The organism is Niallia taxi (genome assembly GCF_032818155.1).
Lineage (GTDB): Bacteria > Bacillota > Bacilli > Bacillales > Cytobacillaceae > Niallia > Niallia taxi_A.
Window position 1 is genome coordinate 1,708,180 of the sequence record NZ_CP102589.1, and the last position, 12,281, is coordinate 1,720,460.

The 12,281-nt window shown below is 37.9% G+C and carries 11 protein-coding genes; 5 read left to right on the forward strand and 6 right to left on the reverse strand.

Going from position 1 to position 12,281, the window contains the following annotated elements; all coding sequences use genetic code 11:
- Window positions 1–29 precede the first annotated feature (29 nt).
- The 3 genes from ispG to NQZ71_RS08350 form a co-directional block, all read right to left on the reverse strand.
- The gene (gene ispG / locus NQZ71_RS08340) at window positions 30–1,166 is read right to left on the reverse strand and encodes a flavodoxin-dependent (E)-4-hydroxy-3-methylbut-2-enyl-diphosphate synthase (RefSeq protein WP_260053810.1); all 1,137 of its coding nucleotides are present in this window, start codon (window positions 1,164–1,166) and stop codon (window positions 30–32) included.
- Between the two features lie 149 nt (window positions 1,167–1,315).
- Window positions 1,316–1,645 (reverse strand): LysM peptidoglycan-binding domain-containing protein, encoded by a 330-nt coding sequence (locus NQZ71_RS08345; protein WP_144452630.1) that lies wholly within the window; start codon window positions 1,643–1,645, stop codon window positions 1,316–1,318.
- Window positions 1,646–1,971: 326 nt separating this feature from the next.
- A complete protein-coding gene (locus tag NQZ71_RS08350; RefSeq protein WP_144452631.1) occupies window positions 1,972–2,748 on the reverse strand; it encodes a DUF1189 domain-containing protein in 777 nt (258 codons plus the stop codon).
- A gap of 159 nt (window positions 2,749–2,907) precedes the next feature.
- Between NQZ71_RS08350 and NQZ71_RS08355 the strand changes: the two genes are divergently transcribed.
- Window positions 2,908–3,387 (forward strand): DUF456 domain-containing protein, encoded by a 480-nt coding sequence (locus tag NQZ71_RS08355; RefSeq protein ID WP_144452632.1) that lies wholly within the window; start codon window positions 2,908–2,910, stop codon window positions 3,385–3,387.
- A gap of 38 nt (window positions 3,388–3,425) precedes the next feature.
- On the opposite strand, the gene NQZ71_RS08360 is transcribed toward NQZ71_RS08355, so the two are convergent.
- Window positions 3,426–4,121, reverse strand: a complete 696-nt coding sequence (locus NQZ71_RS08360; protein WP_317011661.1) for a Crp/Fnr family transcriptional regulator — start codon at window positions 4,119–4,121, stop codon at window positions 3,426–3,428.
- 446 nt (window positions 4,122–4,567) lie between these two features.
- Between NQZ71_RS08360 and NQZ71_RS08365 the strand changes: the two genes are divergently transcribed.
- The 4 genes from NQZ71_RS08365 to NQZ71_RS08380 all read left to right on the forward strand — a co-directional run bounded on the left by NQZ71_RS08365 (window position 4,568) and on the right by NQZ71_RS08380 (window position 11,126).
- On the forward strand, window positions 4,568–5,176 hold the full coding sequence (locus NQZ71_RS08365; protein WP_127737446.1) for a superoxide dismutase: 609 nt from the start codon (window positions 4,568–4,570) through the stop codon (window positions 5,174–5,176).
- Between the two features lie 118 nt (window positions 5,177–5,294).
- A complete protein-coding gene (locus NQZ71_RS08370) occupies window positions 5,295–6,530 on the forward strand; it encodes an MFS transporter (protein WP_375545199.1) in 1,236 nt (411 codons plus the stop codon).
- Window positions 6,531–6,772: 242 nt separating this feature from the next.
- Complete coding sequence (locus NQZ71_RS08375; RefSeq protein ID WP_317011662.1) at window positions 6,773–8,863, forward strand: peptidoglycan D,D-transpeptidase FtsI family protein; 2,091 nt, start codon at window positions 6,773–6,775, stop codon at window positions 8,861–8,863.
- A 181-nt stretch (window positions 8,864–9,044) separates the two neighbouring features.
- Window positions 9,045–11,126, forward strand: coding sequence for a peptidoglycan D,D-transpeptidase FtsI family protein (locus tag NQZ71_RS08380; protein ID WP_317011663.1), 2,082 nt, complete (start codon window positions 9,045–9,047; stop codon window positions 11,124–11,126).
- A gap of 55 nt (window positions 11,127–11,181) precedes the next feature.
- On the opposite strand, the gene NQZ71_RS08385 is transcribed toward NQZ71_RS08380, so the two are convergent.
- Both NQZ71_RS08385 and NQZ71_RS08390 read right to left on the reverse strand, forming a co-directional pair.
- Window positions 11,182–11,691 (reverse strand): endolytic transglycosylase MltG, encoded by a 510-nt coding sequence (locus tag NQZ71_RS08385; protein WP_144452637.1) that lies wholly within the window; start codon window positions 11,689–11,691, stop codon window positions 11,182–11,184.
- Window positions 11,688–12,071 (reverse strand): hypothetical protein, encoded by a 384-nt coding sequence (locus NQZ71_RS08390; protein WP_144453370.1) that lies wholly within the window; start codon window positions 12,069–12,071, stop codon window positions 11,688–11,690. The genes NQZ71_RS08385 and NQZ71_RS08390 overlap by 4 nt, the downstream gene beginning before the upstream one ends.
- Window positions 12,072–12,281 lie beyond the last annotated feature (210 nt).

Genomic DNA, 12,281 nt, shown 5'->3' on the forward strand with positions numbered 1-12,281 from the left:
CAAAATCGATTGGGGTTTGTTTTCGTAAATTATTGTGAAAGTAAATCCTGTTTCTTTTGTTGTTCTTCCGCTTCCTCTGCCGCTTTTTTAGCAAAATACTCTTCGGCAATAGCGTCAATTTCTTTTTTCAATTCCTCTACCATTGTTTCCTCTGGCACCTTACGGACGATTTTCCCTTTGCGGAATAGCAAGCCTTCGCCTCTAGCTCCAGCAATGCCGATATCAGCCTCTCTCGCCTCACCAGGACCGTTAACAGCACAGCCTAGCACTGCTACTTTAATAGGTGCTTTAATAGTAGAAATATATTCTTCTACTTCATTTGCAATGGATATTAGGTCAATCTCAATCCGTCCGCATGTCGGACAAGAAATCAATGTAGCTGCATTTGCAGACAATCCGAATGATTTAAGTAGCTCACGGGCAACCTTTACTTCTTCAACAGGGTCTGCACTTAAGGAAATACGAACTGTGTTTCCGATTCCTTTGCTAAGAATAGCACCTAATCCTGCTGCGCTTTTTACAGTTCCTGCAAACAAGGTACCTGATTCAGTTATACCAAGGTGAAGTGGATAATCAAAAGCTTTTGCAGCCTTTTCATATGCTTCAATTGCAAGGTTAACATCAGAAGCTTTCATCGAAACAATAATGTTATGGAAGTCAAGGTCTTCTAATATTTTAATATGATGCAGAGCACTTTCTACCATACCGTCTGCTGTTGGGTATCCGTATTTCTCAAGAATTCTTTTCTCAAGAGACCCGGCATTAACTCCAATACGAATTGGAATCCCTTTTGCTTTTGCAGCTTTAACAACTGCTTCAACCTTTTCCCTTTTCCCGATATTACCTGGGTTAATTCTGATTTTGTCAGCGCCGCCCTCAATTGCTTTTAATGCAAGGCGATAATCAAAATGAATATCAACAACAAGTGGGATGTTAATTCTCTTTTTTATGTCTGCGATTGCATTTGCTGCACGCTCATCAGGACAAGCAACACGGACAATTTGGCATCCAGCTTCTTCAAGTCGATTAATTTCTGCAACTGTAGCTTCCACATCATGTGTTTTCGTTGTGGTCATACTTTGGATAACAACTTCATTGTTTCCGCCAATTGTCAAATTGCCAACTTTTATTGGTCGGGTTTTAGTACGATGTATAATTTCACTCAATGGTGATTCGCTCCTTTAATAATTGGAGAACCTAAAAATAACTGGATTCTCAAATAAATTCAAAAGTACATTCCTATTGTAACAATGAAATACTTATATTGACAAGAAACTTGCTGATATTAACAACTGGAAAATTACAATTGGACGTTTTATTGGTGATTACTGTAATCAGGAAAAGTATATGATTTTCCTACTTGGATATCCTCTGGAGAAACTCCTTTATTTAATTGCTTAAAGTCTTCAATTAGTGTATCAATGCTGACAGGGAGGGTTTTGGTTGTCTCTTTCTCCATAATCGTCAATACCGTTTCTCCTGCTTTCACCTCATGCTCGAAATATCCTGTGTTATCAGAATCAGGGGAAGCAGCTTGAACCTCTATAGAAGGCTCTTCTTTTACATTTAATGTACCGTGATTTAAATCATAGTAGATAACGTAGATTGTCAATAGACAAATAAAAATAGCGAAGAGCCTTTTCATATCGAGTTCCTCCTGCAATGGTTTATAGTAAAGAATATGCATAAAGAAAAAATGATAGAACCTTTTTTCTATCATTTTTTCCAAGTAATTAACTTGTTAAGAGAATCCATTTCCATTGTTATATAAAAACAATGTGCTGATATGTCAGGGCATTGACCCTTTATTTTCGTGTAATCACTAATCATAAAGAAGTTTTGACACTGCGCCTAAATCTATCACTTAGGCTTTCTTTCTTCTATCATTTCTCGTAAATAGCAGATTTTGCTGCAAAAAAAACTTGCTCCGTTATTACTAGAGCAAGTTGAATATGGGTATAAGTCTATTAACTATTCTTTTATTGGTGTTTTTGTTTCTATTTCTTTTATAGAAAGGAACACGATAAACATCGTAATGAACCAACTGAGAAGGCTGCCATTCGGTACGTTCGTTTCCAGGCTGTCCATGATGAAGAAGAACAGTGTCGGAATTGTCATACTGTAAACGGTGATTTTCCAAGTCTCCCTATAGGTGATGCCTTTCCCTAAAATTCTTGCGAAGAAGGTGCCAAAAATAGCAAGGATAAAGGCTTCAATTGCTTTTGATGCAGCTAGGAAGATAAAAAAGACTACGGCCATTATGCCTGTTAGCATAGGTATTATAGAATCGAAGTATTGGGCAAGATCCGTCAGGTCGCTTTTAGTCGCAGTTATATTTCCAAAATAGGAATATTCAAACGACTGTGCTTGCCCTGCTGTCACAATTACAAACTCTTTTTGAAGGAGTGCGACAGTATTGCCAGAGGAGCTAATATTCTTTTCATTGTAAGTCCCTGTAGAATCAATGATAATTGTTAAATCCTCTTTATTGATTACTTTAGGCTCCTTTAAATCTGAATGAAGGGAATTGTCTTCGATTCGGAAATCTGGGACATCCTCTTCCATTGTGGAAGCCAATGTATGTATTCCATCATTCATGCCCTTGTTCAAATAATAGATGGTAGGAATGGAGGTAACAATAGACAGGATGAGCAAGTATGCGATTGTTTTCCAAATCCCTTGAGTTCGGAAGCTTGCTATATCTTTTGGTGAATAGAGGCTCCGATAAAATTGCTTAAAAATATTCATTCATTTGACACACCCTTATAAAGATTCACTACTTATTTTATCTTTGCCTAAATGCATATACAAGCATAAGCCGTTGATTCACGAAAAAAACTATGTTAAACATATGATAAGAATGGAAACATTACTTCTTTTCATAAAATCATTTTGAGGAGGCGAACAATGGATATCATCTACTGGGTAATAATTGTAGCACTATTTATTGTAGCGTATATAGGATTGGTATACCCAATTATTCCAAGCGTTATATTTATTATTGGAGGTTTTTTGCTTTATGGACTGTTCTTTACCTTCCAAGAATTTTCATTATTGTTCTGGATTGTTCAAGGAGTGTTCGTCATTTTATTATTTATCGCTGATTATATGACAAACTTAATCAGTGTTAAGAAATACGGCGGGTCCAAAGCAGGTATATGGGGGAGTACGATAGGTCTCTTAGCAGGCCCGTTTCTCATTCCAGTTGCAGGTATACTAATTGGTCCATTTGTAGGAGCGGTTATCGCAGAGTTACTCGTTAATAAATCGCATTGGAAAGCAGCCCTTAAGGCAGGTGTTGGGTCACTAGTCGGTTTTTTAGGAAGTGTCGCAGCAAAAGGGCTCATTCAAACAATTATGATTGTCTACTTCCTTATTGCCATTTAATTAATATAAAGGAAGAAAGCTATGTAAGTGTATGCATTTTAGTTAAGACCGCACACTTCAATGGGACAGCTTTGGCAGTCGACAGCCCTTTTTAAAAAGCTAAGATCTTTTACAATAATCTTTTGGGAGGATGTAGAGATGATTCCGTCATCTCTTAAATCCTTCATTAAACGCTGAATAACTTCGCGAGTGCCGTACGTTAAGTTTGCTAGTTCTTGATGTGTAAGGGGAAAATCAATGAGAATACCATCACAAGTTCTCTTTCCGAAAGAATGGCATAGCCTGATAAGAATGCTATACAATCCACCTTTTTTTCCATTCATGATTAAATCTTGACATTTAATATTTGCTTTCAAATAGCCAGTGCTTAAATAGGAAGTGAGCGAGGCAAGCAGCGCTTTGTCGCGTAAAGCACAGTCCTCGAATTCAGCCCTGTCAATAACAAGCAGCTCGCAATCTGTGATGGGCTTAGCGAAGTGATAATACTTTGGTGCACGCTTGAATATTTGATATTCTAGAATTAAATCTTCTTGTGTAAGAATCTTCATAATAAACTCCTTGCCGTTTTCATGAATTCTTCCTACTGACATTTTTCCATCCAAAAGGATATATATATTATTGACAAAGTCACCTTCTTGAAAAAGTAAGCTTCCTTTTTTATAAACCTGAATATTTTTTAACGAAAAAAAATGCTGCAGCAGCAGACTGTAAAGTGATAATGTCCCTTCCTTCATAGTTAGCACTCCCTTATTTGTCTCTTAAGTTCGATTAAAAAATATTGTGAATATATTGTCAAACTAATAATGTATCGTTTTAGGTTGTTTATTAAGCGTTGTTTTCAAGAATCCTTTATATACCAACGGATAGTCGTTAATGTGTCTATTTAACGAAATTTTTTAAACGGGAACTTCTTTCTTGTTAGGAAAAGATGTTTGTTATTGTAAGCAAGTTGGTATAAAAAGAGTAATCATTAAGATACTAACCGAAGTATACAGAGCTAATTTTAAGACAAGCCGTCAAAATAAAAAATAATCCTTCTAAATAAGGCAAATTATTTGAAAGGAATGGCTTAATTTGGTACTGTTTTAATAGAAAAACTTCTCCCGTAATTATTGTCAAAATAGTGATAATAATTTTAGGGGAAGCAAAAAAATATACCTATACATAGGAGGAATAACAAATGTCTTTCTCATTACCACAATTACCATACGCTTATGATGCATTAGAACCGCATATCGACAAAGAAACAATGAATATTCACCACACAAAACACCATAACACATATGTAACAAACCTAAACAACGCTTTAGAAGGAAATGCAGAATTGCTTTCTAAAACAGTGGAAGAAATTGTGTCTAATCTTGATGCAGTTCCAGAAGCAGCACGTACAGCTGTACGTAACAACGGTGGCGGTCATGCTAACCATTCATTATTCTGGGAAGTAATTTCTCCAAATGGTGGCGGACAGCCTTCTGGCGACCTAGCTTCAGCTATTGACAGCAAGTTCGGAAGCTATGAAAACTTCAAAGAAGAATTCGCTAAAGCTGCTACAACTCGCTTCGGTTCTGGTTGGGCATGGCTTGTAGTTAACAATGGCGAAATTGAAGTAACAAGCACACCAAACCAAGACAGCCCGCTTATGGAAGGTAAAACACCAATCCTAGGCTTGGATGTTTGGGAGCATGCTTACTACTTAAACTACCAAAACCGTCGTCCAGAATACATTAATGCATTCTTTAATGTAATTAACTGGGATGAAGTTTCTAAAAGATACGCTTCAGCAAAATAATGCTTACATGTAAAGCTTGTCGACTTATAAGTCGGCAAGTTTTTTTATGTCTTTTTAAAATGTTGCATAAGCCATCCCTCTTTGTTAAAAACTAGCGAGACAAAGGGGAGTTTTTATCATGAAATTAGGGAAATTGATAGGCGATATTAAGTACACAAAGGAATTAGGATTATTGCTGACAATCGGAGGGCTCTATTCGCTTAGCGTTGCTCTTTCCAACACATTCGTAAATATTTTTCTATGGAAACAATCCGGAGAATTTAAGGATTTAGGCTTGTATAATATGGCTATTATTGTCTTTCAGCTTATTACCTTTACATTGGCAGGGCGTTGGGCAAAAAAAATCGACAGGGTTATCGTTTTCAGAATCGGTGTTATTTTCCTTGCAATGTTTTATTTGACAGTGCTGTTCATTGGCGATAATGCGTCCACATTTTTACTGCTGTTAGGATGCTTGCTAGGCATTGGGAATGGCTTTTATTGGCTTGCTTTTAATGTACTGACATTTGAAGTGACTGAACCAGATACAAGAGACTTTTTTAATGGCTTTCTTGGCATTCTTGGATCTGTCGCAGGCATGGTTGGCCCAATGTTGGCAGGGTACATCATTTCAACATTAACGAAGACAACTGGGTATACGATAATATTCGGCATCTCACTCGGTTTGTTCTCCCTTGCGGTAGTACTGAGCTTCTTTCAGAAAAGGAGACCTGCAAGCGGTCAGTATTTATTGAAGCGGATTATCAAGGAACGGAAAAACGATATAAATTGGAAATTAATAACGAATGCACATTTTTTTCAAGGAATGCGCGAAGGAACATATGCCTTCGTCATTACTGTATTTGTCTTTATCGCAACAGGGAGTGAAATGGCTTTAGGAACATTTGGGCTCATAAATTCAGGGATTTCCTTTGTAGCGTACTATATCGTTTCAAGAAGCATTAAAAATGAAAGGCGCACTAAGTCAATATTAGTAGGGGGGATTCTGTTATTTTTATCCATTTTCATTATTGTTTTTGATTTTTCCTACATTCGACTTCTTATTTATTCGGGAATCATTGCTATCGCCTATCCATTAATATTAGTTCCGTATACGAGTCTGACATATGATGTAATAGGAAGAGGCTGGAATGCTGGAGAAATGAGAATTGAATATATTGTCGTCCGCGAATTGTACTTGAATTTTGGACGGTTAGTGTCTGTGCTAATTTTTATTGCAGGTGTGATGATATTTAATCCAGAAAAGTCGATTCCCGTTATGTTATTTATTCTTGGCTGTGGCCACTCTGTTATTTATTTCTTTACACGAAAAATAAAGCTTTCTCCTGCACCGCGCCTTCATGGACAAGAGTAGCGAAAAATGACTATACATTCTTTTATCGACCTTTAAGCAGTCGGCAAACTCGTAATTATAAGTTTGCCGATTTTTTTTAATTTTGGTCCAAAAACTATATCCTAGGAATAAAGAGAACACGGTAAATTCCAGTTAAAAAGAAGACTATGTTAAAATTGTGAATTCTGTTAAATATTGATAGAAAGAACCATAATTTTACTTTAAAATAGAGGAGAGTGATATTTAAAAAGAGAGGTATATATATGGGGGAAAAAAAGAGAAAGAGGAAATTTCAGCTTTCCTTACGGTTAAATCTATTGTTTTTGGCGATTTTTTTGCTTTTTTCAGCATTGATTTTTCGGTTAGGTTTTGTGCAGATTGTATATGGAGACGAATATAAACGTGCAGTAGATAAAACAGAGGATATTGTTATCAGCACGACTGTTCCAAGAGGAGAAATTTATGATAGGAATGGAAACAGTATCGTAAGCAACAAAGGCAAAAATGCCATCCTGTTTACGAACTGGAAGTACAAACCGAATCAACTGAAGGAAACAGCTGGAAAGCTTGCAGACTTAATTGACATGGATTCAGACAAGGAGTTAAAAAAAATCACAGACATAGACAAACAGGATTTTTGGCTACTTCTGCATCCGAAACAAGCAGCAAAGAAAGTAACTGCTGAGGAAGATGCGGCGTTAAAAGAAAAGTACGGCAGCAAGGAATATCAGAAGAAATTTAATGAGCTTCTTCGTGACAGGGTAACGAATGAAGAAGTCGAAAGCTTAACAGCACATGATTTAGAAACATTGGCTATTTACAGACTTATGAGCAGCGGTTATTATTATGCTCCGCTAATAATCAAAAATGATGGAGTAACAGATGAAGAGCTTGCAAAAGTCAGTGAAAATCTATCCTCCATGCCTGGTGTTGATACTGCTAAAGACTGGGACCGAACTTATCAATATGGGGATACACTTAAAACGGTTCTAGGTAAAGTCAGCTCCACACAAAAAGGAATACCAGCAGAGCAAAAAGAAGAATATCTTGCAAAAGGCTATAACATGAATGACCGTGTTGGTTTGAGCTATATTGAAAAACAATATGAGGATGTTTTGCGCGGAAAAAAACAAATAGTCGAGTATGTAAGAAATAAAAAAGACCAAATTGTCTCATCAAATACTGTTTCACCGGGGAAGGCAGGCAGTGATCTGTACCTGTCCATTGATATGAACCTCCAGCTCGAAGTCGAAAAAATAATTGAGGAAGAATTAAAGAAAACTAAAGCAGGCTATGCAGGTACACAGTTTTTAGACAGAGCATTTGTCGTGTTGTTGGACCCACATACAGGGGAAGTATTAACGATGGCAGGGAAGCAGCTTGCCAAGGATGATAAAACAGGCAAGCAGGAGGTACAGGATTTCGCATTAGGCAATATTACAACCTCCTATAATGTCGGCTCTGCAGTCAAGGGAGCAATGGTGCTTACTGGATATAAAGAGGGTGTGATTCACCCGTATACGACAATGCTTGACGAGGTGATGAGGGTAAAGAAATCACCTGATTTCAAATCATGGACTGTGATGAACACAATAAATGATTTGCAGGCACTCCAACGGTCTTCCAACGTATATATGGCTAAAACAGCTATTGCAATCGGAAAAGGTCATTACGTAGCAGGGCAGCCTCTTGATGTCGATCCAAAAGCATATACAACTATCCGTAATTCTTTCGGGGAAATGGGCCTTGGTGTGCGAACAAATATAGATTTACCAAATGAGATGACCGGATTTAAAGGAGAAGTGAATCCAAATCAGCCGGGTAACTTGATGTTTCTATCAATTGGCCAATACGATACGTATACAAATATGCAGCTTGCACAATATGTTTCCACAATTGCTAATGGAGGTTACCGAATCCAACCTCATATTGTTAAGGAAATTAGGAACTCATCCAAGAACACAGAGAAATATGGTGTTCTAGAGCAGGAAATTAAGCCAGTTGTGTTAAACAAGCTTGATATGAAAGAAGAGTGGATGAATCAAGTGCAAAAAGGCTTTAGAATGGTTATGCAGCCAGGTGGAACAGGCAGTGTCTTCGCAGGAGCTTCCTATACACCTGCAGGCAAAACAGGAACAGCACAGGCTTTTTACGATGGTCCAGAGCGTGATAATTATAAGGAGCCACCACAAGTCATGAATGTCAGCCTTGTTTCTTATGCACCATACGAAAATCCAGAAGTTGCAATGGCAGTCATGGTTCCATGGGTGTATACGACTGCCAATGGTCCATCCCCAAACTTAACGATCGGAAAAAAGGTCATGGATAAATACTTTGAGATGAAAAAGGATTAACAGGAATTGATTAGCAATTTCCTGTTTTTTTTTTGTAATTTTCGCCAAAATTCCACAATATAGAAAGGCAATGATCGCATTTTTCGACTTTTGCAGTATATCCCAGCAGGTTATTAATAGAAATATTAACGAGATTCCATTACAATAGAGTTAGAATGATTGAAGGAAGTGTGGTATTACATTGGGAAACAAGAAGAAGAAAAGGACGTTACCGATTCGCCTTAACCTTATCTTTTTTGCAGTCTTTTTGCTCTTTTCTGCCCTGATTTTAAGGCTTGGATTTGTGCAGATTGTTTACGGGGATGAGTATAAAAGGAAATTGGAAAGAACAGAAGATGTTACGGTTGATACATCTGTACCCCGCGGGAAAATCTATGATTCGACAGGAAAAGTAATTGTCGATAATAGTGCAAAAAATGCAATAACGTACACAAACACTGGCGTCAAATCAGATGAAATGCTGAAGACCGCCGAAACGCTGGCAAAATATATTGATAAGGATACAAAAAAGGTTACCGAGCGTGATAAACAGGATTATTGGATTATGAAGCATCCTGATGAAGCAGAAGCCTTGGTAACAGATAAAGAAAAAACCGCGCTTGCGGAAAAATATACAGATTCGGATGAGTATAATTCAGAAGTATATAAATTGCAGCTGGATCGAATTACAGAGGATGAATTGAAATCTATATCCGAAGATGACCTTGAAGTATTGGCTATCTACCGCGAGTTTGCAAGTGGCTATAAAATGACACCGCATATTGTTAAAAATAATGATGTGACAGACAAGGAAATGGCGGTTGTAAGTGAAAACCTTACTTCATTAAAAGGTGTTGACACAACAACAGATTGGGACAGATCTTATGCATTTGATAATACACTTCGTTCCGTTCTTGGCAGTGTCAGCTCATCAGAGGAAGGTCTTCCAGCTGAATCCTTATCCTATTATCTGTCAAAAGGCTACAGCCGAAATGACCGTGTCGGAAAAAGTTATTTGGAGCTTGAATATGAGGACGTTCTAAAAGGTCAAAAGGAAAAAATCCGCACGCAAACAGATAGTGACGGGAAAGAAACAACAGAAGTGATAACAGAAGGCAAGCGCGGAAATGATCTCGTGCTTGCAATAGACATGGAGCTGCAGCAAAAGGTTGAAGATATTATAGAAAAGCAGCTAAAGAGTGCTAAACAAATGTCTGGAACTAAATTCCTTGATCGTGCTTATGTTGTTCTGATGAATCCAAATACAGGTGACGTTTTGACAATGGCAGGAAAAAGGCTTGTTACAGAAAACGGAAAAACAAAAGTGCAGGATGATGCACTTGGAAATATGACGACATCCTACAACGTTGGTTCTGTTGTTAAGGGTGCAACCGTATTAACAGGCTATAAATATGGAGCTATTAGCCCTGGAACAGTTATCAATGACACAACAGTAAAAATAGGTGACACGGAGAAGAAATCTTGGACACAGATGGGGCCAATTAATGACTTAACAGCATTAATGCGTTCCTCAAACGTATATATGTTCCAAACTGTCATGAAAATAGCTGGTGCACATTATGTTTACGGCCAGCCATTGTCTGTAGACGCAGAGGACTTTACAACAATGAGAAATGCATATGCTCAATACGGCTTAGGAATTCGAACAGGCATCGATCTTCCGAATGAACAGACAGGCTTTAAAGGTACAGATACATCTGTTCCTGGTAAGTTACTCGATATCGCGATCGGTCAGTATGATACGTACACAAATATGCAGCTTGCTCAATACATCTCGACGATTGCCAATGGCGGAAACAGAATGGAGCCGCATATCGTGAAGGAAATTCGCAGCCCTATCTCAGAGGATGGGAAGCTTGGTGCGATTGTTGATTCCATTGAGCCGAAGGTGTTAAACACAGTTGATGCGAAGTCTGAATGGATTGAGCGCGTACAAACAGGCTTTAAGATGGTTGCTCAAAGTCCGAAGGGAACTGCCTATACGTATTTAAGCGGCAAGTCATACTCTCCTGCTGCTAAAACAGGTACAGCAGAGGCTTTCTATGATGGTCCACAAAAAAGCAATTACAAAACATTGCAGGAAGTTATGAACTTGAGCTTGGTTAGCTATGCACCTTCAGATAATCCGGAAGTGGCAATGGCAGTCCTTGTCCCATGGGCATATAACGGCTCTGTCGATAATAAAGCAAACTTAAAAATAGGTGAACAAGTATTTGATGCTTATTTTGACTTAAAAAAAGAGCGTCAAAAGGATGAGGAATAATCAGTATTATCCTTTAATGAAAAAAGGGCTGTCCGAACGGACAGCCCTTTTTACGTCATTTTGTAATTTTTTCGGCGATTTCTCTGAAACTCATGTCACTATATACGCGGAATGTACCAACTTGTACCTTCGTATGGTAGTCGTTATCAATTAAAAAAGCTTCAAACTCGTCTTTGTCTTTAATGATTTTTTGCTTTGCTAATGTCTCCGCAATTTCGGCAGGATTCATGCCGCTTTTTATCTTAAGCTTATAGGATACTGGCTGGTTTGAATCAGCCTTGTCTGTTTCTGTTTCCTTTTGCTCTGCTGCTTTTTTTTCTGCATCTGCTTTTGCCTGTTGTGCAGCCTCAGCTGCCTTGTCTTTGGCAGCTATAAGCTCATCATATTCGTCTTTTGCAATAGCAGTATAGCCTGCAGCTGAAAGTACTTTTTCTGCTTGCTCTGTTGTAATCTGTTTGTCTGTTTTCTCTGCAGTGCCAGAACCACTGTAAACAGTATACGCACCAATGATGCTGGATGCTGCAAACAGCCCGAATGCAAAGGAACGTAAGCTACGTTTATTCATTCCGCAAATCCTTTCTTGACACCCTCAGTAATAATTTGCTGCACTTGATCAGTGGATAAGGATGATTGGGAAGCGATTTTTTCAATTGATACACCTTGAGAGGCAAGGGACCAAACTTGGTTTTTAATGATGGCATGAATCGGATTGGCTGAATTGTCTGTTATTGTCTGTCTGTCGACAACAGGGATTGCAGGATTCATATCCACCTCATCAATAAGCAGCTCTTCTTCAAGTACCTTCAGTTTCTTTTTAATTTTATATATTTCTTGCACTTGTTGGATAGAAAGCTGGTCAATATCCTCTTGCAGCTTTTTATAGGGATCCTTCATAAACAACGACACGATGAAAAGAAGTACAGCTATCCCTAATAAACTATACATTAATATGAACAAAATGAGACACCTCTGCTAAATAGTTTGTAAAATACAAGACTTTTTCATTCTACCACTACCTCTGCACATTTCCTAACAGAAATATAGAAAATAATGCTAGTCTGGTCATAGGAGAAATGTGAATATGGGCAGCAGAATATGTCGGATACAAACTAATTTTATTAATAGTCATTGTCGAATTGCTGTTTTTTATACAAC